Source organism: Hymenobacter crusticola (genome assembly GCF_002154225.1).
Classification (GTDB): domain Bacteria; phylum Bacteroidota; class Bacteroidia; order Cytophagales; family Hymenobacteraceae; genus Hymenobacter; species Hymenobacter crusticola.
Genome location: NZ_MTSE01000014.1, coordinates 28,864 through 54,239, shown reverse-complemented (window position 1 = coordinate 54,239; position 25,376 = coordinate 28,864). Strand labels below are relative to the sequence as shown.

25 protein-coding genes and 2 tRNA genes are annotated in these 25,376 nt (G+C 53.1%); 10 read left to right on the top strand and 17 right to left on the bottom strand.

All coding sequences use genetic code 11. From position 1 onward, the window contains the following. Window positions 1-46: 46 nt before the first annotated feature. Window positions 47-250: a hypothetical protein gene (locus tag BXP70_RS20675; protein ID WP_086596028.1), complete on the bottom strand. Its 204-nt coding sequence runs from the start codon at window positions 248-250 to the stop codon at window positions 47-49. A 250-nt stretch (window positions 251-500) separates the two neighbouring features. Beyond that, the gene (locus tag BXP70_RS20670) at window positions 501-1,211 is read right to left on the bottom strand and encodes a pirin family protein (protein WP_086596027.1); all 711 of its coding nucleotides are present in this window, start codon (window positions 1,209-1,211) and stop codon (window positions 501-503) included. 599 nt (window positions 1,212-1,810) lie between these two features. Here BXP70_RS20670 and BXP70_RS20665 point away from each other — a divergent pair. The 3 genes from BXP70_RS20665 to BXP70_RS20655 all read left to right on the top strand — a co-directional run bounded on the left by BXP70_RS20665 (window position 1,811) and on the right by BXP70_RS20655 (window position 5,056). Beyond that, complete coding sequence (locus BXP70_RS20665) at window positions 1,811-3,184, top strand: hypothetical protein (protein ID WP_143436600.1); 1,374 nt, start codon at window positions 1,811-1,813, stop codon at window positions 3,182-3,184. Between the two features lie 122 nt (window positions 3,185-3,306). Continuing rightward, on the top strand, window positions 3,307-4,143 hold the full coding sequence (gene purU / locus BXP70_RS20660) for a formyltetrahydrofolate deformylase (RefSeq protein ID WP_086596025.1): 837 nt from the start codon (window positions 3,307-3,309) through the stop codon (window positions 4,141-4,143). A gap of 205 nt (window positions 4,144-4,348) precedes the next feature. Then, window positions 4,349-5,056, top strand: a complete 708-nt coding sequence (locus BXP70_RS20655; protein WP_086596024.1) for a ferritin-like domain-containing protein — start codon at window positions 4,349-4,351, stop codon at window positions 5,054-5,056. Window positions 5,057-5,138: 82 nt separating this feature from the next. On the opposite strand, the gene BXP70_RS20650 is transcribed toward BXP70_RS20655, so the two are convergent. Further along, window positions 5,139-5,212, bottom strand: a tRNA-Asp gene (locus BXP70_RS20650). A 441-nt stretch (window positions 5,213-5,653) separates the two neighbouring features. Then, window positions 5,654-5,727: transfer RNA gene (locus BXP70_RS20645), tRNA-Asp, on the bottom strand. 251 nt (window positions 5,728-5,978) lie between these two features. Between BXP70_RS20645 and BXP70_RS20640 the strand changes: the two genes are divergently transcribed. From BXP70_RS20640 to BXP70_RS20620, 5 genes are all read left to right on the top strand, one after another. Continuing rightward, window positions 5,979-6,926 carry an acetyl-CoA carboxylase carboxyltransferase subunit alpha gene (locus BXP70_RS20640; protein ID WP_086596023.1) on the top strand — a complete coding sequence of 316 codons (948 nt, stop codon included), beginning with the start codon at window positions 5,979-5,981 and terminating at the stop codon, window positions 6,924-6,926. 140 nt (window positions 6,927-7,066) lie between these two features. Further along, the gene (locus BXP70_RS20635; RefSeq protein ID WP_086596022.1) at window positions 7,067-7,915 is read left to right on the top strand and encodes an MBL fold metallo-hydrolase; all 849 of its coding nucleotides are present in this window, start codon (window positions 7,067-7,069) and stop codon (window positions 7,913-7,915) included. 124 nt (window positions 7,916-8,039) lie between these two features. Beyond that, window positions 8,040-8,804, top strand: a complete 765-nt coding sequence (locus BXP70_RS20630) for a patatin-like phospholipase family protein (protein WP_086596021.1) — start codon at window positions 8,040-8,042, stop codon at window positions 8,802-8,804. An 89-nt stretch (window positions 8,805-8,893) separates the two neighbouring features. Beyond that, window positions 8,894-9,463 carry a 1-acyl-sn-glycerol-3-phosphate acyltransferase gene (locus BXP70_RS20625; RefSeq protein WP_086596020.1) on the top strand — a complete coding sequence of 190 codons (570 nt, stop codon included), beginning with the start codon at window positions 8,894-8,896 and terminating at the stop codon, window positions 9,461-9,463. A gap of 59 nt (window positions 9,464-9,522) precedes the next feature. Further along, entirely contained in the window at window positions 9,523-10,110 is a 588-nt protein-coding gene (locus tag BXP70_RS20620; RefSeq protein ID WP_086596019.1) for a flagellar biosynthesis protein FlhF, read from the top strand. Window positions 10,111-10,131: 21 nt separating this feature from the next. Here BXP70_RS20620 and BXP70_RS20615 read toward each other — a convergent pair whose 3' ends face one another. Both BXP70_RS20615 and BXP70_RS20610 read right to left on the bottom strand, forming a co-directional pair. Continuing rightward, complete coding sequence (locus BXP70_RS20615; protein WP_086596018.1) at window positions 10,132-10,794, bottom strand: DUF4159 domain-containing protein; 663 nt, start codon at window positions 10,792-10,794, stop codon at window positions 10,132-10,134. Between the two features lie 73 nt (window positions 10,795-10,867). Next, window positions 10,868-11,575: a 16S rRNA (uracil(1498)-N(3))-methyltransferase gene (locus tag BXP70_RS20610; RefSeq protein WP_086596096.1), complete on the bottom strand. Its 708-nt coding sequence runs from the start codon at window positions 11,573-11,575 to the stop codon at window positions 10,868-10,870. Window positions 11,576-11,728: 153 nt separating this feature from the next. On the opposite strand from BXP70_RS20610, the gene BXP70_RS20605 reads away from it, so the two are divergent. Next, entirely contained in the window at window positions 11,729-12,205 is a 477-nt protein-coding gene (locus BXP70_RS20605) for a GNAT family N-acetyltransferase (protein ID WP_086596017.1), read from the top strand. Window positions 12,206-12,292: 87 nt separating this feature from the next. Next, complete coding sequence (locus tag BXP70_RS20600; protein ID WP_086596016.1) at window positions 12,293-13,834, top strand: peptide MFS transporter; 1,542 nt, start codon at window positions 12,293-12,295, stop codon at window positions 13,832-13,834. 62 nt (window positions 13,835-13,896) lie between these two features. Here BXP70_RS20600 and BXP70_RS20595 read toward each other — a convergent pair whose 3' ends face one another. The 11 genes from BXP70_RS20595 to BXP70_RS20545 all read right to left on the bottom strand — a co-directional run bounded on the left by BXP70_RS20595 (window position 13,897) and on the right by BXP70_RS20545 (window position 25,277). Continuing rightward, complete coding sequence (locus tag BXP70_RS20595) at window positions 13,897-14,301, bottom strand: hypothetical protein (RefSeq protein ID WP_086596015.1); 405 nt, start codon at window positions 14,299-14,301, stop codon at window positions 13,897-13,899. A 206-nt stretch (window positions 14,302-14,507) separates the two neighbouring features. After that, complete coding sequence (groL, locus tag BXP70_RS20590) at window positions 14,508-16,148, bottom strand: chaperonin GroEL (protein ID WP_086596014.1); 1,641 nt, start codon at window positions 16,146-16,148, stop codon at window positions 14,508-14,510. A 45-nt stretch (window positions 16,149-16,193) separates the two neighbouring features. Further along, complete coding sequence (gene groES, locus BXP70_RS20585) at window positions 16,194-16,484, bottom strand: co-chaperone GroES (protein WP_086596013.1); 291 nt, start codon at window positions 16,482-16,484, stop codon at window positions 16,194-16,196. Window positions 16,485-16,757: 273 nt separating this feature from the next. After that, a complete protein-coding gene (gene secG / locus BXP70_RS20580; RefSeq protein ID WP_086596012.1) occupies window positions 16,758-17,156 on the bottom strand; it encodes a preprotein translocase subunit SecG in 399 nt (132 codons plus the stop codon). Continuing rightward, complete coding sequence (locus BXP70_RS20575; RefSeq protein ID WP_086596011.1) at window positions 17,157-18,500, bottom strand: hypothetical protein; 1,344 nt, start codon at window positions 18,498-18,500, stop codon at window positions 17,157-17,159. It lies immediately after the preceding gene. 124 nt (window positions 18,501-18,624) lie between these two features. Further along, window positions 18,625-19,161, bottom strand: coding sequence for an LptE family protein (locus tag BXP70_RS20570; protein WP_086596010.1), 537 nt, complete (start codon window positions 19,159-19,161; stop codon window positions 18,625-18,627). Beyond that, a complete protein-coding gene (locus tag BXP70_RS20565; RefSeq protein ID WP_086596009.1) occupies window positions 19,142-20,455 on the bottom strand; it encodes a sigma-54 interaction domain-containing protein in 1,314 nt (437 codons plus the stop codon). Before BXP70_RS20565 ends, BXP70_RS20570 begins: the two co-directional genes overlap by 20 nt. Window positions 20,456-20,543: 88 nt before the next feature. Then, on the bottom strand, window positions 20,544-20,825 hold the full coding sequence (locus BXP70_RS20560; protein ID WP_086596008.1) for a hypothetical protein: 282 nt from the start codon (window positions 20,823-20,825) through the stop codon (window positions 20,544-20,546). 53 nt (window positions 20,826-20,878) lie between these two features. After that, window positions 20,879-22,324, bottom strand: a complete 1,446-nt coding sequence (gene miaB / locus BXP70_RS20555) for a tRNA (N6-isopentenyl adenosine(37)-C2)-methylthiotransferase MiaB (RefSeq protein ID WP_086596007.1) — start codon at window positions 22,322-22,324, stop codon at window positions 20,879-20,881. A 160-nt stretch (window positions 22,325-22,484) separates the two neighbouring features. Then, window positions 22,485-23,762, bottom strand: a complete 1,278-nt coding sequence (locus BXP70_RS20550) for an anthranilate synthase component I family protein (RefSeq protein WP_245849700.1) — start codon at window positions 23,760-23,762, stop codon at window positions 22,485-22,487. Window positions 23,763-23,804: 42 nt separating this feature from the next. Continuing rightward, window positions 23,805-25,277 (bottom strand): tetratricopeptide repeat protein, encoded by a 1,473-nt coding sequence (locus tag BXP70_RS20545; protein ID WP_086596006.1) that lies wholly within the window; start codon window positions 25,275-25,277, stop codon window positions 23,805-23,807. Window positions 25,278-25,376 lie beyond the last annotated feature (99 nt).

Here is a 25,376-nt window from a genome sequence, read left to right as displayed (position 1 = left end):
GGCGCCGGTAATTACCGGCGCCCCTTTTTTGTGGAATAAGCTAGGCCTAAAACAGGCCGAACAGCCGATGCTTCCTCTTATGGCCCTTGTAGACCTTGTAATTCGGGCGGTGTACCGTAGGCCGGCTGTAGAGGATGCGCGGAGTAAGCGAAATCTTGGCGACGGCGCCCGTCGTTAGCGGACTTGCTACTGCTTGGCTAGCTCCCGCAAATGTTAGCAAGCCAAATAGAAGTAAGAAAATGCTTTTCATGCTAGAACAGTTTTGGTTGGGTGAGGTTGGATGCGTTGGCTTATAAAGGGAAGATAGGGATATTTAGAGAGTATTTGCAAGAAATAGCACTAAATCTTATATGTATAGTTACATTATAATAATTATATTGATGAAGATGAGCCGTGTTCTGATATCATCAGAAGCGCGCTTAAGCTGATAAACATCAACGAAATTCACCCGAATACAAACCAAAGAAGCTAGCTTTCAAAAGGTGCTCGTACGGCGCCGATTAGTGATTGATCGGCGCCTCAATAATCAGGAACTCACTTTCTGTTTCGCAGTGAATGCGAACCAATTCCGCTTCCCAAATGCCAATTGAATCTCGGGCATTGAGTTCCTGGTCTGCTAGCGTTAGCTTTCCACTGATGCAGAAGACGAATAAGCACTTGTTGAGCGGCTTAAAGGCATATTCTATCGTTTGGCCTGCCTCAAAGTAACCCAACGACAGCTTGGCATTCTGGTTTATCCAGCAATGTGCCGTACCCTCCTCGTTGCTTATAATGGTGACAAGCTGGTTGTGGCGTTTCTCCCGCGGAAACTGACGGCGCTGGTAGCGGGGCGTTACATTTTGCAGCTTTGGCTCAATCCAGATTTGCAAAAAGTTGACCTGTTCATCGCCTACGTTGTATTCTTCATGGCGCAAGCCGCTTCCTGCACTCATAATTTGCACGCCACCAGGAGTAATCACCTCCGAGTATCCGAGCGAATCTTTGTGGTTCATACTCCCCGCCAGTAGCACCGAAATAATTTCCATGTTGGCGTGTGCGTGCAAGCCAAACCCTTGACCAGTAGCAACGAAGTCATCGTTGAACACGCGCACCAGGCCAAAGCCGGCACGCACGGGATTGGCATAAGATGAGAAGCTCAACGAGAAATTGCTCTGCAGCCAGCCAATGTCTTTAAGGCCGCGGTCTTGAGCGCGGGTAAGGTAGGTATTCATAGGAGGTGTGTGGATGTGAATATGATGCTAAACAATAGAGACAAACAAAGTGGCCCGAGAAAGTACTACAATCCTTCGGTAGAAAGCACTTGTGCATGGCATGACCTAGCTACTTGAGCAACAATAGAAGTTGCCGCGGCCCAAGAAAGGCGCTTCAGGGCTAAGATATTCTTTTCGCTTGGCTATTAGAATAATTCTATAAATATAGCACAAGTATTATATAACAAATAATTGAATCGCTTAGTGCTTTCAAAGTATAACTATTCAATAAATTTATTATAAGCTTAATGGAAAAGTTATAATATAAGCCTTAAAAATCGCAGGCGGCCTAGTTTATGTTATAGTATTATTATAGCTGGCGAATGTGACCCATCGTCCTGTAAGTCTGTATTAATTGTACTTGTAAGAACTAGCAGTTGCTAATTAATAGGGACGCTAGTTGTTAGCTATAGCAGATTAATACAAATTCAAGGCAGCTTAACACCTCCTGCTGAAAAGAGGTGAAGCGTTGGTTCCTTTCGCGGCTATTCTTCTACTCTTTGGCAAAATAGTAGGATCAAGCCCGACGCAGCTTGGCACTACGCAAGTGTACAACGCGAATGAAATTTCTTCTTCCTCTTTCTGTTTCGTTATTGCTATTCGGTGGGCGTGTACAGGCACAGGTGCCTAATATATCCTACGCCGAACCAATCGTTATCACCAAAGGTGGCGTCTATACGGGCAATTACCGCAGCGGGAGTTCTTCAACGCCCTGCGTACTCGTCGTCACGAACGAGCCCGTGGTACTGGAGAACTGCACGTTGGTAGGCGCTGGCGACTTGGTGCAGGCCGGCGGCGGCTCCAACCTGACGGTGCGCAAGTGCCGCGGCTATGGCTTAGAGCCTACCGAAAATAATCGTCCGCGCGGCCGTTTCGTAGATGCCTACCAAGCTAAGCAGTTGGTAGTGGAGCATAACTACCTGGAACACACCACCGGGATCTTGGCTAACCGGTGGAGCGGTGATGGCTCGGCCCAACAAACCCTCATCATTCGCTACAACCAAGGTCTGAACTGCGATGGGCGCTTCCGTAATGGTGGCAAAGAGCACCGCAGCTTCGTGCAACTCAATACGGTGCAAAACCTGGCAGGCATCGACATCAGTTTCAATGAATTTCGCAACGAACCCAACGAAAGCGCCGTGGAGGATAACATCAACTTCTACAACTCGTCGGGTACGCCGCAGAGCCCGGCCAAGGTGCACGATAACTACGTGCAGGGCGCTTATCCGTACCCGGCCACCGAGAGCTACTTTAGTGGCACGGGCATGACTACCGACGGCGACGGTGCCACGGCGGCCACCACGACGGCCTACCTAGAAGCCTACAGCAACCAGTTTGTGAGCACCTGCAACGCCGCCATGAACATCGCCGCTGGCCACGACGTGACTTTTCACGACAACCGCATCGTGACGAGTGGTATGCTAGCTGATGGCACGCGCCTAAATGCTACCTACGCTGCTACAGCTATTTTTAATGGCTACAACAAGCCCGGATCGGTATTCTTTGGCAACAAGATCGAAAACAATGTTATTGGCTACGTGAAAGGGGGCTACAACTTTCCCTATACCAACCGCCACGACCAAGATGTGGTAACCGGCAGCAACGTCATGCCTACAACAGGTAACACGCACATGCCCAACATGCCCATTACGGTGCAAACGGAGCAGAATGAATGGTCGCTGTGGAAGCAGAAGCTGCAAAGCCAAGGCCTTTATGTCGGTCCGCAAGCAGCCATCGCCTTGCCTGTGCAGCTAAGTTCTGTTGCCACTGCAAAACCCGTTGCGCAGGAGCTTTACACCCTCATGGGCAAGCTGGTGTGGCAGCGCCCTTACCAAGAGCAGCTTGACTGGAACCAAATGCGGCCCGGCCTATATGTACTCCGTACGCGCCGACAGGATGGGAGCGCCTCTAGCACCAAAGTTTTAGTTGAATAGTAGCAAGCTAGTACGCACCGGCCGTTAAACGAACACGCCCCCAGCTACCTTCGCTGGGGGCGTGTTCGTTTAACGGCCGGTCCGTACTAGCTTGCAGGAAGTTGCACTTCGACAAACCAACGATGACCTCACACATTCTACTTATTAATTGTCCGGATGAACGCGGGCTCGTCTATAAAATCACTGGCGTTTTAGTAAAATATAACCTTAATATTATCCGGAACGGCGAATTCGTGGAAAGGGATTTCAATCACTTTTTTATGCGCACAGAGTTCTCGGGAGAAGTTGATCCAGAAACTTTACTACGCGATGTAAAGGAGGCGTTACCAGCAGCGGCCGATATAAAATTAACTGACAGGAGGAAAAAAGATATTGTTATTCTCGTTACCAAAGAGCACCATTGCCTCAGTGACCTGCTGATCAGGCATGCTTTTCAGGAACTCAACGCGCGTATTCTCGCGGTAATCAGCAACCACGATGTGCTGGCCGATCTGACGCAAAAGTTTGCTATTCCCTTTCATTATATCAGCCACGAAGGCAAGAGCCGCGAAGTCCACGAAGCGGAAGTGACGCAAGCTATTCAGCAGTACCAGCCTGACTTTGTGGTGCTAGCCAAATACATGCGTATTCTATCGCCAGAATTTGTGGCCCCATATGCCAACCGGCTCATCAATATTCACCATTCTTTCTTACCGGCCTTCGTAGGTGCTAATCCATATGCCCAGGCCTACGAGCGAGGTGTGAAAATTATTGGAGCTACCGCGCATTTCGTAAATGAACAGCTCGATCAGGGGCCGATCATCGCGCAAAATGTGATACCCGTAGATCACACGCAAAGCGCAAAAGAAATGGCCCAAGCTGGACGCGACGTAGAAAAGATCGTCCTCGCTAAATCATTGAAGATGGTGTTTGACGAGCAGGTATTTGTATATCGGAACAAGACAATTTTACTTAATTAAGTAGCTGCGTTAAAAGAAGGCATAAATAGTAGAAAATATACGGGTCTGCTTATTGACAAAAGAACCACTACAAAGGAGTAGCCGTGCTTTTGTTGATACCAAGAGGACAAGGAGAGGTGGGCGGAACTACTGGTAGTTCGTAAGCTCGACCTAACTAATCAACCTAGGCGGTCGTAAGGCTTGTTATTCACAAACCTATTTCCTTATGAATCAGCCTAAAACATCTCCGCAGAATAATCCTGATAAATCTGGTGCCTTACTCGACCAAGCTCAACAGTTGTTGGACCAGGGTTCTGTAACGGACTTGCTAAATAAAGTGCCGCAGTCGGTGAAAGGGCTAGGTACCAACGTGACCAACAGCTACAACAAACTCAGCACGACGCAGAAAGTTGTTGGCGGTACGTTGCTTGCCCTAGGTCTCGGGTATTTACTGCTCAATAACAACAAGTCCGACGGCAAAAACGGCACGAGCGATGAGCAGACGGATGCACTGCACGAACTCTTACTTTTCGTGAACGACCGAATTGAGGGCTACCAGCGGGCAGTAGAGGAAAGTCAAGATCCGAAGCTCAGCGGGTACTATAAGCAGCTAGTTAGCCAGAGCCAGCGCTTTTCTAATGAGCTGAATAATTACCTGCGCCAACAAAATGGCGATCAGGAAACTTCTACTACGCTCAAAGGCAAGCTCTACCGCGCTTGGATGGATACTAAAGCGGCCATCACAGGCGCCGATGAAGAAGCTATCCTAGGTTCTAATATTTACGGGGAGGAGTGGGCTTTGAAAGCATACAAAGATGCGCTCAGTGACAATAATCTACCGGGTGCACTACGCGTGGAAGTAGAACGCCAGTATGCTCAGTCGAAAAAGACATACAAGGATCTGAAAAAGTTGAAAAACAAAGTCGCTGAGTAAGCGGACGTCGCTAATAAGGAGCTGATTTTATGAAAGCTCAAAAAAGAAAAAGCCTCTCAGCATATTGCTGAGAGGCTTTTTGCGGTCCGGACGGGACTCGAACCCGCGACCTCCGCCGTGACAGGGCGGCATTCTAACCAACTGAACTACCGAACCATTTACTCTAACTACTGTGAAAAGCCGTGTGCGTTTCCGTTAAAGTGCTGCAAAAGTAAGGCGAAAATCAGCACTTGCAAGAAAAAAATAGCTTCAATAGCTCAAAATTGCTGTTTTTCTAGTGCCTATTACTGAAAGAATAAAATAGAAATCAAAAACAGAAAGCTCAGTATGAGACGCTTAAATGCTGTGTTTGGGCTTTTGATCTTCTGATTTACTGTGCGTAATTTTTTGCCTTTGAATATGATTTGCTCACCGCCTGTAGCGCGCGAACGACTTAGTAGGCCTAATATGAGGTTGACAGGACCTAGGTCGATATTTACTAGTGGCGGAAGTCTGCTGCCTTATGCTATTCCTAACATGACCACGGGCGACAGAAGTCGCTGAAATAAAAAAGGCCCTTGTAAGATCTAGCTTACAAGGGCCTTGCAGTATTACCTGCGGTCCGGACGGGACTCGAACCCGCGACCTCCGCCGTGACAGGGCGGCATTCTAACCAACTGAACTACCGAACCATTTACTCTAACTACTGTGAAAAGCCGTGTGCGTTTCCGTTAAAGTGCTGCAAAGGTAGAAGGAGGTTTCAGACTACACAATACTGTGCTTGTTTTTTCTGCCCTAAAAAGATGGTTTAGACTGTTTGTGACTGTTTCTCAGGGAGATTGTTTTTTGCAAAATCATTCCTAAAGCTGCTTTGCCACAGATGGAGAGGTTTCGCTTACCTTTGCCTCCTGCTTTTTTCGCAACCTGACCCAACCCCTCGGTGATGCTCCTCGATTTTGAACAACCTATCGCGGCCTTAGAAGGCAAACTCCGTGAAATGCAGCAATTGGCGCTCGATAGCCAGGTTGACGTATCGGAGGCGGTAGCGGCCCTGGAAACCAAAATTAAGACCCTTAAAAAGGAAACGTACGCCAATCTTACCCGTTGGCAGCGAGTGCAGCTCTCGCGTCATCCTGAGCGCCCGTACACGCTCGACTATATTGAGGGCATGACCTCGAAGTTCGTGGAGCTGCACGGCGACCGAACCGTCGCCGACGATAAAGCAATGGTTGGCGGCTTTGCCGAGCTAGACGGCCGCACCGTTATGTTTATTGGCCAGCAAAAAGGCCGCAACACCAAACAGCGGCAATTCCGCAACTTCGGCATGCCTAACCCAGAGGGTTACCGCAAAGCGTTGCGTCTGATGAAGCTAGCAGAGAAATTCAACAAGCCCATCGTTACGCTAATTGATACGCCGGGCGCTTTCCCTGGCTTAGAGGCAGAGGAGCGAGGACAGGGCGAGGCTATCGCCCGCAACCTGAAGGAAATGTTTTTGCTGAAAGTACCCGTTATCTGTGTGGTAATTGGGGAAGGCGCATCGGGTGGTGCTTTGGGAATCGGGATCGGCGACCGAGTGCTAATGCTGGAAAATACTTGGTACTCTGTGATTTCGCCCGAATCGTGCTCCAGCATCTTGTGGCGCAGCTGGGATTACAAAGAACAGGCTGCCGAAGCACTCAAGCTGACGGCCAAAGATATGATGGACGCTCGGCTCGTAGATAGCATTGTGAAGGAGCCGCTAGGTGGGGCCCACACAGCTCCGCAAAAGATAATTGACACACTCAAGAAAACGCTTCTCAAAACGTTGGATGAGCTAGAAGCGCTGCCTGCGGAAGAACGTATAAGTCAGCGTATTGATAAGTTTGCGGCAATGGGCGTAGTGCTCGAGTAGAAGCTAACGGAAGCCAAACAGCATCGGAAAGAAACACCGCCGCGCAGGTAGGAGAAATTCTGCTTGCGCGGCGGTGTTTCTTTCCGATGCTGTTCTTTTTTGTTTCTTCGCTACTCTTCTACGCTAACCACCCCTTCCGAATGACGCTTCACACAATTGATACAGGACTGTTCAAACTCGACGGCGGCGCTATGTTTGGCGTGGTACCCAAGAGCTTATGGCAAAAACTGAACCCCGCCGATGCGAACAACATGTGCACGTGGGCTATGCGCTGCTTGTTGATAGAAGATGGCAACCGGCTTATCCTGATTGATAACGGGATCGGCGAGAAGCAAGACGCCAAGTTTCGCGGACATTTCTACCTGCACGGCGACGATACGGTGGAAAAATCGTTGCGCAAGCTAGGTTTCACGGCGTCGGATATTACTGATGTATTCCTGACGCACCTGCATTTTGATCATTGCGGTGGCTCAGTCGTGCGGACTCCCGACGATAAGTTAGTGCTAGCATTTTCAAACGCTGCCTACTGGAGCAATGAATCGCACTGGGAATGGGCCGTACAGCCTAACGCCCGCGAAAAAGCGAGCTTTTTGAAAGAGAACATTCTTCCTATTCAGGAAAGTGGTCATTTGCAATTTGTCGATCCGACAAGTGGCGTGCCGGCGGCATTGTCGCAATTCTCCGAGATTATCTTTGCCGATGGCCATACCGAGAAGATGATGGTACCAGTGTTGCGCTACAAAGGCCGTACGCTCGCTTTTATGGCTGATTTGCTGCCTTCCACAGGTCACATTCCGCTGCCCTACGTAATGAGCTACGACGTGCGCCCGCTGGTAACGCTCAGTGAGAAGGAGGCTGTGCTGCGCCGCGCCGCCGAAGAAAATTGGGTGTTGTTGTTGGAGCACGATCCGCACGTAGCGGCCTGTACCGTGCAACTCACTGATAGAGGAGTACGCCTCGCCGAGACGCTGCGATTAGAGGATTTATAGCATTTAGTAGCAGGTACTTATGCTGAAAATTAGTTTTTGAAGAGCTAGGGTTAGGTTTCCTGAGGACCTTCTTCAAACAAGCTAGTACCACTTTTAAGCACCAAGCACCAAGCACCAAGCACCAATGATCGGACTGGCCTTATCGGGTGGAGGCGCGCGTGGAATTGCCCACCTAGGTGTATTGACGGCCCTAGATGAGTTGCGAATTCCAGTAACCCGGCTAGCGGGAGTAAGCTCCGGGGCCATTGCCGGTACTTTTTACGCCGCGGGCTTTCCGCCTCGCGAGATTCTACGGCTGTTCCAGGAAGTGAATATCACGCGGCTCACGCGCATTGCTATGAGTCGTTATGGGCTGTTCCGGATTGATGCCGTTGGGACGCTGTTTGAGCGGTACCTAGGTGTAGACAGCACGTTTGAGCAGCTTCGCTTACCGCTGACGCTCGTCGCGACGGATCTGATAGAGGGCACGTCGGTGCGGTTTTCCAGTGGGCCATTAGTGCCGCCATTGCTGGCCTCTGCTGCGGTTCCCATCTTATACCGGCCGGTAGAGTACCAAGGTCGACAATTGGTAGATGGTGGTTTGCTCAACAACTTGCCGGTGGAAGCGCTACTAGAACACGGGCAGCCGAATTTGCGCGTCGTAGGGGTGCACTGCAACCCGCCCAACCCGGAAGCGCAGTTCAATAATATACGGGGCGTCATTGAGCGTACACTTAACCTCGCTATCGGCGGCAATACCGTGCTCAGCAAACAGCAGTGTGATCTGCTCTTAGAACCACCCGAACTGCGGCGATACCGTACCATGAGCTACCGCCTAGCGCCCGAACTGTTCGAGATTGGCTACCGCTACACCCTGAGCAAAGCCGCCGAGTTGGAAGCTTTGTTGTAGAATCCGTAGGCCGCAGCTTGGCGGCTTACCTGACATTTACCTAGTTTTGATGCTCCAGCAGCGCTTCTCACCGGCTGCTTTCTTTTCGCATGGCTCGCAAAACCTCTACTTTTTGGTATCTCTTTTCTCGATTTTGGTTCTGGATAACGGGCTGGCACCTAGGTCCGCGCGTGCCGCCAGGCATCCCGAAAAGCATGATGATTGCCGCGCCCCACACCAGTAACTGGGACTTTATGTACGCGCGGGCGGCTTTCTTCCTGATGGACGTAGACGTGAAGCTCACCATCAAGAAGGAGTGGACGACCATTCCGGTGCTAGGTGCGTTGGTACGGTCATTGGGCGGCCTAGCCGTTGACCGCAGTAAAAACAACAGCCTCGTGGATGGCATGATCCAGCTCTTCAACGAGCGCGACGAGCTGGTGATTCTCATCACGCCCGAAGGCACGCGCAAGTACCAGCCGAAGTGGCGTAAAGGCTTTTACCACGCCGCTGTAGGCGCAGGCGTGCCCATTTTGCTCGGTTACCTTGATTACAAAAACAAAGAAGCGGGCGTCGGGCCACCCTTTTACCCAACGGGCGACTACGACGCCGATCTGGAAAAAATCAAGGATTTCTACCGCACCAAGCAGGGTCGCTTCCCAGAGCAGGGTGTGCGCTGAGGCGTTTCTGGCTTGGCTTTGTGTATCTTCGGCGTGCTATCAGAAAATAGAAGCCTACTATGCCCGAAAAGCTCCAAACGCTCCTCGTCATCTTTATCGGGCTCTTGGCCCTGGTAGTGCGGTGGTGGAAAAAAGCCCAAGAAACGACCCAGCGCGAGCGGCAGGAGCGGCGCATCACGCGGCCTGACAGCACTGGCCAGCCACGTCCGGTAGCGCCTGGGCTGCCGGCTACGTCGTTTGGAGAGCTGCTCAAGCAGATGCAGGCGCAAAACCAACAGGGTGCCGCACCTAGGTCCCCCGCTCCGCCAGTAGCAACGACCGTCGAAACCACGCCGGGGGGGCGGCCGTTGCCGCGCGAAAAAGCTAGGTCTACCCGCAGCCTAGAACGGACTGAGGTGCGGCCAGTCTCTTTGGAAGCGCCAGCCACGGCGCGTCCGCTCGACGCCGCACCGCCGGTGCGGCAGCGCGCCGCGGCGTTGCCACGCGCTACGGCACCACGCCCCGAAGATTATTGGAGCAGGCAGGCGGCTCCCACAGTACCTAGTCGCGTCGATACGCGCCGGCACGTAACGGACTTGTTGCGCAGTCCCGCAGACATACGGGCAGCATTTGTCTTGGGCGAAATCTTTAAGCGGAAGTACGAATAAACGCTTTTTGATAAGCCGCGCTTAGTCCTGCGTTAAGGCGTAGGCTACTAAGTTGGCGCCCATGCGCAGGGCTGCTTCGTGTACAGCAGGCGTGTCTTCGGGGTAGGTGCCTAGGTCTTCCCAACCATTGCCTAGGTCACACTCAAACGTGTAAAAGCACACCAAGCGGCCTTTATACAGGATACCGAAGCCCTGCGGCCGTTTACCGTCGTGCTCGTGCACTTTGGGCAAGCCTTTGGGGAAGGCAAACTTCTGGTGGTAAATCGGATGAGAGTAAGGCAACTCCACAAACTCTAGCTCCGGAAACACCTTCTTCATCTCAGGACGGATGAACTTGTCGAGGCCGTAATTATCATCAATATGCAGAAAACCGCCGCCGATCAGGTAGCGCCGCAGGTTTTTGGCTTCGGCGTCGGTGAACGAGACGTTGCCGTGGCCAGTCATGTGCACGAAAGGGTAGGTGAACAACTCCGGTGAGTCCAGCTCTACAGTGGCTTCGTCAGGCGCAATATTCGTTTTCAGCGTCTGGTTGCAGAACTGAATAAGGTTTGGGAGCGAGGTTTTGTTGGCATACCAGTCGCCGCCTCCGCCATAGTGCAGCTTAGCAATGCGGAAGCTAGGTGCCACGGGCGCGGCCGCTGCCGTGATAAAGAGGAAGAAGCTGAGAAGAAAAGTCTTGAGCATGGATCTAAGAAAAATTTCCCGCGAAAGGGTGCTGAGGTAACGCCAAGGCCTGCGGGGGACGTTCAATCAACCGTTATTTCGCCTTCAGCAAGTTAACAACATGCACTGTATGCACCGCCGCCAGTGCCGCCGTTTCGGTGCGTAGGCGGGTAAGTCCGAGGGCCACGGGCCGGATGCCGCGCTGACGCGCCGCACTAATTTCCTCCGGCGTAAAGTCGCCTTCGGGGCCAATTAGCACGCAGCAGCTAGGTCCGTTGGCCACTTGGGCTAGTTCCGTGCGCTCGTCGTCGGCGAGGTGCGCAATGAAGGTGGTATCTGGGTCGAGGTTTTTGAGGAAGGTGTTATAGTCCAGTAGCTCATCGAGCTGCGGCAGCCACGCTTGCCCCGATTGCTTCAATGCACTGACAGCAATCTTTTCCAACCTTTCCAGCTTCAGCTCACGGCGCTCGGAGCGGGCGCAGCGCAGAAAGCTGATGCGGTCTACTCCGATTTCGGTGGCTTTTTCCACGAACCATTCCATGCGGTCGAGGTTTTTGGTGGGCGCTACAGCTACGTGCACATCATAAGGGCGGCGCGGCACTTGTTGCTCGTGGGTGATGCGCAACTGGCAGCGCTTGGCGTCGGCCTGCGCCACCTCCGCCTGGTACACGCTGCCGCGGCCATTGACTAGTTCTACTGAGTCGCCGGCGCGCAGGCGTAAGACACGCACGGCGTGCTTGCTTTCCTCTTCGGATAAGGTGTAGGTTAAGGCAGTCAGGTCGGGCGTGTAGAACGTAGGCATAAGCGCAAAAGTATGCAGCAGGCGCAGGGCACCCGGCAGTAGCAAGTAGCAAGTAGCAAAGCTAGGTTGGGGAAATCAGAACTGCGGCTTTTTACGCTATAAGGGCAGGTAAAACCAAGAAGATTTCTTACTTAGGCTCAAAGTGTACGTTTTATGAACCTCATCATCCGTAAAGCGCAATCAAGCGACTCCGCTCAATTGGCAAAAATCTTTCTGGAAAGCCGCCGGTCAGGTTTCTACTGGCTGGACCCCGAGCGTTTTCAACTAGATGACTTCGAGCGACAAACGCAAGGGGAAATCGTGTGGGTGGCGGAGTGGAACGGGGAGCTGGCTGGTTTTATTTCCGTGGAGGAAGAAGATGCTTTCATTCATCACTTATTTGTGGCGCCGGGGTATCAGCGGCTAGGCATCGGCCGGCGTCTGTTGCAAAGCCTGCGAACGTGGCTGCCCACACCGTATACCCTCAAGTGCCTGACGAAGAATAAGAAAGCACAAGCTTTTTACAAGAAGAACAACTGGCGAATCGTTGGGGAAGGACGCAGTGGCACCGGCGCTTACCTGGTACTAGCGTTTGGTTCTGTGGTGCCGAAGGCTAGGCAAAACTCCACGTCGGCGCGGGGTGAGGCCTAGGGAAAGTTTTGTAGCTTTACAAATCACGCCTGTTTGTATTGCAGGCGGGTACCCGCATCTTATTCCTATCACTTCTAATCACCTTCCATGCAAAGTGCTTCTGCCGTGCGAGAGCAAGTTCCCGTAGCGGCCCAAACCAGCCATCCGCGGGGCTTGTATCTGCTGTTCGCGACCGAAATGTGGGAGCGGTTCAGCTACTACGGCATGCGTGCCATCTTGGTGCTTTTTCTCACCAAGGCCATGATGATGGACAAGGCCTTCGCCTCCAAATTCTACGGCGGCTACACGAGCCTGATCTATCTGACTCCCTTGATTGGCGGCTATATCTCGGACCGGTACTGGGGTAACCGCCGCTCTATCGTGACGGGCGGCCTGCTGATGGCGTTGGGTCAATTCACACTCTTTATTTCAGCGTCTAACTATGGTCCCGCTGAGGGACATGCACTTAGCCACCAACTGCTATACCTAGGTTTGGGCTGCATGATCATCGGCAACGGCTTCTTCAAGCCGAATATCTCGTCGATGGTGGGTACACTCTACTCGCCGACTGACTCGCGTAAGGATGCTGCCTACACCATTTTTTACATGGGCATTAACCTAGGTTCGTTCTTTGGCAATACCATCACCAGCCTTGTCGGCGACACAGGAAAACCTGGTGACTTTCGTTGGGCGTTTCTGGCCTGCGGTATTGCGATGATACTCGGCACGATAGTGTTTAATTGGGGTAAAACGAAATACCTGCACACCCCCGAAGGCGAGCAAGTAGGCACCACACCCGCTAGTTCACCCGGTGTGAAAGGCATCTTCATGTTATTACCCGTGCTGCTGGCTGTAGCGCTCGGCATTCTGTGGCTCGATTCAACCAGACTGAACGTGATTATGCCGTTGCTAATTATTAGCACGCTAGGTATCGCCACGCTGATTTTGTCGGACAAGTCATTGACCTCCGGCGACCGGCAGCGCGTGTGGGTAATCTTCGCGGTATCCTTCTTTGTGGTGTTCTTCTGGGCTGCGTTTGAACAGGCGCCGGCGTCGCTCACGTTCTTCGCCGATGAGCAAATGGACCGCACGATTTTCGGCATTACGTTGCCACCTAGTTTGTTTCAAAACCTGAATGGTTTCTTCGTCGTGGTGGGCGCTCCGCTCATGGCCATGCTCTGGACGGCTCTCGGCCGGCGCGGCGCTGAGCCGCCGTCGCCGATGAAAATGGCCATTGGCCTAGGTTTGCTGGCGCTCGGCTACCTCGTTATGTGCTTTGGCGTGAAGGACATCCAACCGGGCGTGAAGGTGAGTATGTTCTTCCTAGTGGGCCTTTACTTTCTACATTCCATGGGCGAGTTGTGCTTGTCGCCAATTGGCTTGTCGTTGGTTAATAAACTCTCGCCAATCAAATTCAGCTCTTTGCTTATGGCAGTATGGTTTCTGGCCAACGCTGCCGCTAATTACCTCGCGGGCTTCATGAGCGGCTTGTACCCAGAAGCGGGCAAACCAGCGCCGCATCTGCTCGGCTTCGAAATCACTGGCATCTATGAGTTCTTCATGATCTTCGTTGTGTCGGCCGCTACGGCAGCAGTTATTCTGTTCCTCTTCAGCCGTAAGCTGGTGAAAATGATGAACACAATAGGGTAAATCCGAACCTATCTTATCAATAAAAAGCGCTGCTGGTTAAATACCGGCAGCGCTTTTTTGTGTCAGGACGCATGCAATAAGCTCAGTAGAAGCGGAAACGCATGTAGCAGGGTGCCCAAGAAGAAAATAAGTGCTAGACTATACACGGGTCGAGTGTTAATAGGCAGAAAAACAAACTGTTCAATCAGCCGTCCCAGCCAGAAGACAGCCATGCTGCCCAGTATAAAGTGGCCCAGCGAAGCCGATAGTAACTCCGCTGGATAAGCCAAACAAAGCGCGCCGAATACGCCTAGCACGTATATCAGCCGCAGATTGAGAATTTGCACGATGGCGCGATTGTACGTTTTAAGCTTGCGTAGCTGCTTATGCCATTTGAATAACCGCCAGAACAGCGCATGAAACACCACAAACAGCAGGTTATAAACGCCGCAGGCATAAAGTAGGAGTTCTGGTAAGTTTTGACGCATGAGGTAGAACAGGAGCAGGCTACTGCCCTATACGTTAAGCAAAGTAGCTGAAGCCAGAGAAGCGTAGTGCCGCTTTTGTGATTCGTGCCGGAGCCAGCACCAACGCACACTACATGGCCCACGCTACATCTTACAAACAAAAAGCCTCCGGAACCTAGGTCCCAGAGGCTTTTCAAAACACAGCTAGGTTAGCTGCGCGGCTGATCTTACATCATGCCGCCCATGCCACCCATGCCGCCAGGCATACCGCCACCAGCAGGAGCTTTCTCATCTTCCGGCTCGTCCGAAATAACAGCTTCCGTGGTCAGGAGCAGGCCAGCGATGCTAGCAGCATTCTCCAGCGCCAGGCGCGTTACTTTGGTCGGGTCGAGGATACCAGCAGCCACGAGGTTTTCGTAGCGGTCTTCGCGGGCGTTGTAACCGTAGTCACCTTTGCCTTCGCGAACTTTCTGTACGACTACCGAGCCTTCGCCACCAGCGTTAGCTACGATGGTACGCAGGGGAGCCTCCAGAGCTGTGCGGATGATGTTCACGCCCGTACGCTCGTCGCTGTTGATGGTGTCAACGGCTTCCAGCGAATCCAAGGCACGAACTAGCGCAACACCACCACCGGGTACTACACCTTCTTCAACGGCGGCGCGAGTAGCGTGCAGCGCATCGTCTACGCGGTCTTTCTTCTCTTTCATCTCTACTTCCGTGCTAGCACCGATGTAGAGGATAGCCACACCACCCGACAGTTTGGCCAGGCGCTCTTGCAGCTTCTCCTTGTCGTAGTCAGAAGTAGTGGTGCCGATTTGGGCTTTGATCTCGTTTACGCGAGCCGTAATACCTTCTTTGTCACCGCGGCCATTGACAATCGTCGTGTTGTCTTTGTCGATGATGATTTTCTCAGCTTGGCCTAGGTATTCGATGGTAGCGCTGTCGAGCTTGTAGCCGCGCTCTTCCGAAATCACGGTACCGCCCGTCAATACAGCGATGTCTTCTAGCATTGCCTTGCGACGGTCGCCGAAGCCAGGAGCTTTTACAGCGGCAATCTTCAGCGAGCCACGTAGTTTGTTAACTACAAGCGTAGCAAGCGCTTCGCCGTCAACATCTTCAGAGATGATAACCAGCGGCTTACCCGTCTGAACTACTTGCTCCAATACGGGCAGCAGCTCTTTCATGGTGCTCACTTTCTTGTCGTAGATCAGCACGAAAGGGTTGTCGAACTCAGCTTCCATCTTCTCCGGGTTCGTTACGAAGTAAGGAGAGAGGTAGCCACGGTCGAACTGCATGCCTTCTACCGTTTTTACTTCGGTTTCGGTGCCGCGCGCTTCTTCAACGGTGATAACGCCTTCTTTGCCAACTTTATCCATGGCATCGGCAATCATTTTACCGATTTCAGCATCGTTGTTGGCCGAGATGGTACCTACCTGCGCGATTTCCGAAGAGTTTTCAATTTTCTTCGACTGCGCCTTCAGGTTAGCCACAACAGCTTGTACCGCCTTGTCGATGCCGCGCTTCAGGTCCATGGGGTTAGCACCAGCCGCTACGTTCTTCGAACCAGCCGTGTAGATGGCCTGCGCCAATACGGTAGCGGTAGTCGTACCGTCACCAGCTTGGTCAGCGGTTTTAGAAGCAACTTCTTTTACCAGCTGAGCACCCATGTTTTCAACGGGGTCAGATAGCTCGATTTCTTTGGCAACGGTTACACCGTCTTTGGTAATCGTAGGAGCACCGAACTTCTTGTCAATAACCACGTTGCGGCCTTTTGGACCTAGGGTTACCTTCACAGCATTCGCTAGTTTGTCTACGCCGCGTTTCAGCTTGTCGCGACCGTCGGTGTCGAATTGGATGTTTTTAGCCATCTTATTTAAAGAGGTTTAGAGCAGATAAGGGGGGAGGGGAAACTACTACAGTACGGCAAAAATGTCCGACTCCTTCATGATGAGGTAGTCCTGGCCATCAACGGTGATTTCGGTGCCGGCATACTTGCCATACAGCACTTGGTCACCAACGCTCACCTGGGGCTTAATAGCTGTGCCGTTGTCGGCTACTTTGCCTTCGCCCACGGCTACCACTTCGCCGCGCTGGGGCTTTTCTTTAGCCGTGTCGGGGATGATAATACCCGATTTGGTTTTTTCCTCGGCGGCAGCTGGCGCAATGATGATGCGGTCGGCCAGCGGTTTAATGCTAAGTGCCATATTGTACGTTTTGGTTGAAAGGAGTTAAACGATATTCTGGGAACTAAACCCGTGCCCGCCAATGCACACTTCTTGTGCCATCCCGACAAACCTGACAGAATGGACGCGGCTAGTGCCATACACGACACCTAGGTCCGTCAGAAGCTGCCAAACCTGTCAGTAGCAAACTGACAGAGGCGGGGCTAAGGGCGGGCAAATCTGCACAAAAAAAACCGGTGCCTCCTACTTAGAAGAGGCACCGGTTGGCAGAAGTCGGGTACAAAATTATGGGTTCTACTGTGCTGACGGCGTAGTAGGCGTGGTAGCAGGAGCAGGTGGCGTATCGGTGCGCGGCTGCGCAGCCTGGCCTGGGGCTGGTGCGGCAGGGGCCGCCGGACCCGTCGGAATACGCGTTTCTAAAGCACGTTGCTGGTTCACGCTGCGAGCGGGCCCGCCAGCGGTAGCAGATCCTTGCAGAACGTGTGTGCCCAGAGCCAATACGATCAAGCCAATAGCAAAGCCCCAGGTAAGTTTCTCTAGCAAGTCGCCGGTGCGCTTTACGCCCATCAGGTTTGCGGCACCGCCTGCGCCAAACTGGCTCGATAGGCCGCCGCCTTTGGGGTTTTGTGCCAACACAATCAGGCCTAGCAACACACAAACAAGAATAATCAAGGTGATGATAGCAATGTACATCTACTCCGAAAGTTTCAGTTTTTGAATTTGGTCTGCAAAATACGCCATTTTTTCCGGCTGGCGCACCATAAGTCGTTCATATATTTCGATAGCCCGGTCGCTTTTGCCCTGCCGCACCATAATGAGAGCCAAACTTTCGGAGGCTAAATCCGGCTCGGCACGGGTGCTCTTTACGGACAAATCGGCCTGCTCATCAGCCGGGGGAAGCGTCGGCGCCGGCGATTTTAGCCGAGGCTTATTACGCAGGAACTGCGAGATTATGTCGATGGAAGTACGGGTAGGCGCTGCTGGCTGATGGCTTGCTAGGTGCGCCAAAATCAGGGCATCGGGCTCGAAGCTACCCATTGGTACCTTGAACATCAACTCGTTCAGCGTCAACTCATCAGAACTTTGCACACAATAACCTAGGCGGCTACCTGCGCCCAGCGCGTAGCCTAGGTCAGCAGCCCCGAAGAAAGCGGGTGCGGTTACAGCTATGTGTTCAGCATCAGATGCTGCCTCAAGCTCATCCGCTTCCAACAACTCATAGACAGGCGCCACAATAGATGTCGACTCCGTTAGCCCAAACTCAAACTGAGAAGAGCCAGCTTCGAGTGGCGGACGGACGGGTGGTGCCACAGCGGGTAATAGCTCCTCCGTTGACGGAACTGGCGGCTCAGCTACTTCAGGCGAAGGTTCTTCAAAAGCTAGTACATCTTCCTGCGAAAAGGCCGGTGTTTCTGCTACTGGCTCCGAAAGAGAGGCTAGCACTGTTTCAGAGTTGTCTACTACCTCCGCGCTTGCGGCAACGGGCAGGGTATCTAGCGCTTCCTCTGCCGTAGCGGTGAGCGGCACTGTTGGCTCGCTAGCGGCGGCTGAGCTAGGTTCTACCGCTTGCAGTGTTGTAGCATCTTGCTCGTGCTCGTCAGGTACTGCATCAACTTCAACCGTCGCTTCAGGTGCCGCTGCGTCCGAAGTCATTTCACCAGTAGCGGCGGTAGGAGTAGCATCCAGCGTAAGCACCGCTGGGTTATCGGCAACGGGCGCAGGCGGTACGGCAAGCGTGGTTGCATGATCTGAAGTGCTATGGTAATCAGCTGCTTGCAGCTCGCTTGTTGGTGCCAGAACGAAGGGCGTAGCCTCAATGAGCTGACGCAGAAGCTGCCGGTCGGTGGCGTAGGTAGCGGCCCGCCGTAAGCGCTGGCTTGCTAGCATGCTGTCCCGGTCGTGCGCGGCCTTGGCTAACAGGATATGCGCCGTCTGGCAGTACGGGAACGTAGTTGCGAGCTGCTCTAGCTCCCGGACTTCAGCGTCGGAAATCTCGCTTAGATGGTCCAGAACATGTAGCAGCGACGCACGGGTCATAATAGGAGTGTTGAGTTTTGAGGGTTATGTTTTTAGTGCAAAGATTCTTTGCAGGGAAACCTAGGTGTTAAGCCATGATGGGGCAAAATTCAAAACTTAACCCTCAAAACTCAACATTTCTACTTTACCAGTTGGCTACCGACTTATTAAACACGTCGGTGATGATGTTGCGTAGCACGTCGCGAGTGGCCGTGGGGTCACTGTTAATGCTGGCAATGTCGCGGCTAGCGGGAAAGTCGGCGTTGCTTTGGAATGTCTGCTCAAAGTCCTGCTTCGGGTCGCGGGCGTTGGTGAAGCGCACGCGCACTTGTACCGTTAGACGGTTCACGCCGGCCTGGTCTACGTTGCCTTCCCGAGTAATAGCAGCTGGTGCAAAATCATAGGCAACGATCTGCCCTTCAAACTGTAAGTCGCCATCACGGGGCAGTAGCTTCAGCGTAGTGTTGCGCTGGAAGTAGTCCTTAAAGTTTTCCGTAAAGCTCTGCGCCAAGGCCGACGGACCATTGTTGGCGTTGTTCTGGAACGTTTGAATGGAAATGGTTTTGACAGCTGGGTCAATGTTGGTTCCTGAGAAGGAATAGATCTTACAGCCCCCCAGCACGGGCAGCAGCACTACGCATAGCCAGCCGATAAGACGCTGACTACAATTGTTCCAAGTCATACTGCTTCAATTTACGGTAGAGCGTGCGCTCCGAAATACCTAGGTCGTGAGCGGCGTACTTGCGCTTGTTGTGGTGTTTCTTGAGCGCCTTCATAATCATTTCCTTTTCCTTGGCTTCGAGCGACAGGGTTTCCTCTTCGGTTTCGTGCGGAATATCCTCCACGCGCTGCGCTTCGTCCTCGAAGTCTTCCGCTTCATCAACGGCTAGGTCGGGAATAAAGTATTCGGATGCGGCATCCGGCGGCGCCGGTCGGTTCAGGCGGGCGCCATCATAAGGCGCGACGTTGAGGTTGGTGAACAAATGACTATTCTGCCGCAGCAATTCCTGCGCCTCCGCTGGGCGCTGCCCGGCGGCTAGGTCGAGTACAAGCTTCTTCAGGTCCGTCATATCGCGCCGCATGTCGAACAGCACTTTATAGAGCAAGTCGCGCTCGGAGTAGGCGCTACCACTCAGGCTGTCTGCCGCCCCGCTAGAACCTAGCAGCATAGGCAGACTGCTGCTTTGTTGGGCGGGTAAATACTGGTGCAAGCGGTTGGCGTCTACCTCGCGCTCCGTTTCCAGCACCGACATCTGTTCGGCAATATTCTTTAGCTGCCGAATGTTACCTGGGAAGCGGAAGCGTTGCAACTCTACCACTGCATCGGTCATCAAACTGATGGGCTTGACGTGGTAACGCTCAGCAAAATCGGTCGCGAACTTGCGGAAGAGTAAGTAAATATCGTCGCCACGTTCCCGTAATGGTGGAACCGTAATCGGTACCGTATTCAGGCGGTAGTATAGGTCTTCCCGAAACCGACTATCGCGCACGGCATCCAGCAGATTCACGTTGGTAGCGGCCACCACACGCACGTCCGTCTTCTGAATTTTCGACGAACCCACTCGGATGAACTCGCCATTCTCTAGCACGCGCAGCAACCTAGCCTGCGTGCCCAGCGGCATTTCCCCAATTTCATCGAGGAAGATGGTACCGCCGTTGGTTACTTCAAAGTAGCCCTTGCGCGCCTCGTTGGCGCCGGTGAAAGAGCCTTTCTCGTGGCCAAAAAGCTCCGAATCAATAGTGCCTTCAGGGATGGCGCCGCAGTTGATAGCTATAAATTGGCCGTGCTTGCGCGGCGAGAGGGCATGAATAATCTTGGAAAACGACTCTTTCCCCGAGCCGCTTTCCCCAGTAATCAGCACCGTCATGTCGGTGGGCGCAACTTGCGCAGCCACCTGAATGGCGTAGTTCAGCGTGGGCGCATTGCCAATAATGCCGAAGCGCTGTTTGATGCTTTGTATTTCGGAAGGTGTCAAGTCTGGTTTTGGGTTTTCGTGAAGTAGACGAAAAACGAAGCAGTTTACTTTACCTGAGCCACTGGTAACGCTTCATTACCGTGCTACGCTATTGGTCAACTACAGTACAGAAAAGTCGTTGTTGCTTGTCTGCGCCCACAAGATCAATGTCTAGTTCTTCAGGAGTGTGGTTACCAGAAAAACCAGCGAGCTTTAGTTGATCAACAGTAGTCTGGCCTTCAAAAAGGAGAAGGTATTGAGTTGGGCCAACCGAGCTTTCGTGAATAATTAATTTATTCAGAGGTACACAAAACGCTTTTTTAGTGCCTTTGAATAAGCTAGGGAGGTAGTTGTCGATTAACAGCGTACAGGAACATGCGATTGTTTGCATGTTCCTGTACGCTGTTGATTTGGAGAAGCCTACAGGAAAATTTTGTTTACCGATTACCCGACAGCTTCACCCAACAGTGCTGCTCCAGTCGTGCTGGTAGCTAGCACATTTACGTAGTCACCCTTTTGAAAATTACCCTTAGGGAAAATAACTACTTGGTTCTGGCTGTTGCGGCCACTCAGGTAGTCCTGGCTACGCTTCGATGTGCCTTCTACTAGTACCTGATGCACCCGGCCCACCATGCGCGCGTAGCGGGCGCGGGCATGCAACTGCTGCCGATCGATGATTTCCTGCAAGCGGCGCTTTTTTACTTCCAACGGAATATCGTCCTCTAGCTTGCGAGCGGCTAGCGTGCCAGGGCGCTCCGAGTAGAAGAAGTTGTAGCCCATATCGTACTGCGCGAAATCGAGTAGGCTGAGGCTATCTTGGTGCTCCTCTTCAGTTTCGGAGCAAAAGCCCGAAATCATGTCGGTGCTGATGGCACAGTCGTCGCCGAGAATGCGGCGGATGGCTTGCACACGCTCCTCGTACCAAGGCCGGTCGTAGGTGCGGTTCATTAGCTTGAGAACCCGCGAGTTACCACTTTGGGCTGGCAAGTGAATGTACTTGCAGATGTTATCGTGGCGCGCCATCGTGTGTAACACCTCATCGGTGATATCCTTGGGGTGCGAGGTAGAAAAGCGCACTCGCAACGCGGGGCTTACCAGTGCCACGCGCTCTAGCAGCTGCGCAAAGTTGACATACTCAGTGCCATCTTCAGAAGCCCACTTATAGCTATCTACGTTCTGACCTAGCAAGGTAACTTCTTTATAGCCAGCTACTACCAGATCCTGGCACTCGCGCACGATGCTGTGTGCATCGCGGCTGCGCTCTCGGCCGCGGGTGAACGGCACCACGCAGAAGGAGCACATGTTGTCGCAGCCGCGCATGATGCTCACGAAGGCCGCCACACCATTTGAGTTCAGACGCACGGGCGTGATGTCGGCGTACGTTTCCTCGCGGGAAAGCAGCACGTTCACTGCCTTCTGGCCGCCATCTACCTCGCTGATAAGGCGGGGCAGGTCGCGGTAGGCATCGGGACCTACGACAAGGTCCACGATCTTTTCTTCTTCTAAAAACTTGGTTTTCAGACGTTCGGCCATGCAGCCTAGCACGCCAACCAATAGGCCGGGGTGACGCTTTTTGTGACCGTTAATCTGCTTGAGGCGCATGCGCACCGTTTGCTCGGCCTTTTCGCGAATGGAACAGGTATTGAGCAACACGAGGTCGGCGTCGGCGAGCTGCTCGGTGGTATCAAAGCCTTCCTCAAAGAGGATGGAAGAGACAATTTCAGAGTCGGAGAAATTCATCTGACAACCATAGCTCTCAATGTAGAGCTTGCGCTGGCGGCCCGTGCGGGTAGCGGGGCTTACGCGCACGGCTTCGGCCGGCTGGGCGTCGGCGGCTACTGGTGCAGGGGATGAATCAAGAAAATCTAGGGTGATGAGTGGCTGCGACATATCATTCAAACACAGAAGGACGGCAAAGGTATGCTTTTAGCCTGAAAAATGACAGAATGGCAGAAACGGAATTGTGTTGTAGGAACGCGCCAGGGCACATTCGACATCTGAGCCGTTTGTGTAAATGGTTGTGCAACGCGGAATGTGCCCTAGCGCGTTCTTATAACACCTTAGTGCCAAGCACTTCCAGCAGCGCCCTCGCTTTTAGCAGACACTCTTCGTACTCACGCTCTGGCACCGAGTCGTAAGTAATGGCGCTGCCGACCTGAAAGCTAAGGTAACCCGTGGCGGCGTGGTACTGTAGCGAACGGATGACCACGTTGAAATCGAAGTTGCCGTTGGGCCAGATGTACCCTAGGCTACCGCTGTAGAGGCCACGACGGGTGCGCTCGTACTGTTCAATGAGCTGCATCGCCCGTATTTTCGGCGCGCCGGTCATGGAGCCCATGGGGAAGGTGGCACGTAGCGTATCAACGAAGTCGCAGCTAGGTTGCCGGCGGGCTTGCACGGTTGAAATCATCTGCCATACGTGCCGGAAGCTGTAGAGGCCGAACAGCTCGGGTACTTGCACGGTGCCAGTGCGAGCCACGCGCGCTAGGTCATTGCGCACTAAGTCGACGATCATCAGGTTCTCGGCGCGCTCTTTTTCGTCGTGAAACAACTTCGCACGTAACTGTTCGTCTTCGTCGGGGGTGGCGCCGCGCCGAATGGTGCCCTTGATTGGTTGCGAAAGAAGCAGGTCGGCATCCTGACGTAAAAAACGTTCGGGAGAAGCGCAGAGCAGGTATCGGTCGTGCCACTTGTAGAAACCTGCGAAAGGTGTTGGCGAAACTTGGTTCAGCTTCCAAAACGTACTCACGGGCTCCAGCACCACTTTTTCGGCGTAGAATTCCTGACAAAGATTGAGTTCGTACACTTCCCCGTTCAGGATATCTTCGCGGATGTTGTTTACCGCCGTCAGGTAGTCCGACTTCGGCAGTCGGGCTTGCATGGTCTGCACGTGGGGGGGCGGCGCTTCCGCTGAGTTGAAAGCTAGGATCTCGCTTAAAACCGTGGTGGGGCCGTGAATTTCTACTGCAGCTCCGCGCCAATGAAGCCAAATCTCAGGCTCGAAGAAATGGAGCGCCGGAAAACCTAGCCCATCGAAATGACTGCTGCTAAGGTCTTCCACCTCATTTTTGAGATCATACGTGAGAAAGCCACACCGTGGAGCGGCTGTAGGTTGTTGGAGCCAGGTACGTAGCTCGGCCAGCGACGCAGGCGCAGTAGCTTCCGTGTGTCTTACGGCCAGTAACTGCTCAAATGGGCTCCGCGGGTACGCTAAGCCGCTAGGTTCGTAATAGGCGCAATACCGAAACTGGGCAGCCCAATGCAGCGCTCGTCTCCGGAATTCGGTAGGCGATATGGGGAGAGAAGCAAGAGTAACAAGAGCTGCCAAAGAAGCAGATTTATAGGGGGAAAGCTAAGTTTAGCTAAGGAATTACTTTAGACTAGCCAATGCAATTTTAGCTTTGGCATCTGTGCTATTCTTGTACTCATGTTTGGGCGAGTCTAGCGCCTTTTGAAAGTAGACCCGGGCCAGGTTTACTTGCCCATCGGTTTGACAAAGATAGCCCATTTGCAATGCAGCTTGAGGCGCAAAATAATAGGGGGCTCGCCCCGCAAGCGCAATGGTTTGGCTGTAAAACAGTCGTGCCGAATCTAAGCGGCCTAGGCCGTGGTAGGCGCGGGCGCGCCGATAGGGCCATTCGAGCTGGTCGCGTAGCGGCATGGCGCCCCCTGGGGAAAAGGCGCGCAAAGTTGCTAGTGCCTCGCGGTAATAACCACCATCAATTTGCAGCCGGGCGCGGGTGAGCACCCGATTTAGGGGCAGTTGGTCCTCGTAGAAGCGTTGGGCATAGGCATCTTCTTCCACGGCGGTGCGGCCTGCACTCTGGATCTGCTGACGGTAGCGATTTGCTGCGGCTGCATCGCCAGCCAGCCAGGAAGCTAGGTAGAGCTTGAAGGCCGCATCTTTTCGGTAGTGCTGACCGTGGTACTGCTGTAAAAACAACAGGTTGGCGTGCTCAGCAGCGGCATATTTACCTTGGTAAAGCAGTAAGTCGGCAGCCATGTGATGGAGATACGGAACAGGCAGGTAGCCAGTAGCTTCCGGACGCGTACGATATGCAGCCAAAGCCTGCTCCGTTTGGTGCTGACGTTTGTTTAAGCTGATAAGCAAGTAGGTGTACAACAAATTATCGGGCTGCTGCGCTGCCAGACGCGTGAGCACTTGGGTAGCCTCAACTGGCCGTTTGTAATACGATTCTTGGATAAGCGCCAGCAGAATTTGGGCCTCTGGTTGGAAGTCGTTGGGGCGCTGGGCGGCCAAACCTAGGTTCCGCAGGCCAGCATCGGTGCTGCCGCTTAGGCCTAGCAGTTTTAGAAACCAGCGGTAGCCTGGCGGCAGTGCCCCGATAAAGAACTGGCAAAGGCCTAGCGTTTTGCGTGCAGGCAAGAAGTAGGGGTAGCGCTGCACCACCGCTTGCAACTGCAAATAGGCCTGTCGCAAATTCCAGGCGCCCTGCACCTCATGGCCAAAGGTCACTTGACTAGCCGCCTGATGTAGCCGAATTTCGGCAGCGGCGTAAGCGGGTAGTGGGCCCCGTTCGGCAGACTTGGCCAGAAGCTCTAGCCGCCGTTCCCGAACGGCGGTTGCCTTGTCATAGCGGGTCGCTTCCTGGCTGATCATCAGCTCCGTAAAGTCGGCGCAGTCGGCCACTAATATAGTACTGGCGGCAGTTGGCGATGCAAAGCGGAGGATGGCTCTAGCTAGTTCAGGGCGCAGCTTCAGCACCTCCGCATAGGCTTGGCGTGCTTCGGGTGTAAGTTGGCCGTCGCGGACTACTAGCGGCGCTTGCGCGGAGTTCCGTAGCGGTGCGCAGCGAGTTTCGCTGGGAGGCGTAGAGGTCATGATGCATACAAGCATAACCATGCTCTGTGTCCTTCTGCAAAATCCTCTGCGTACCTCTGCGGGAACCTTCATAAACTTCAACAAAAAAGGAACGACCAA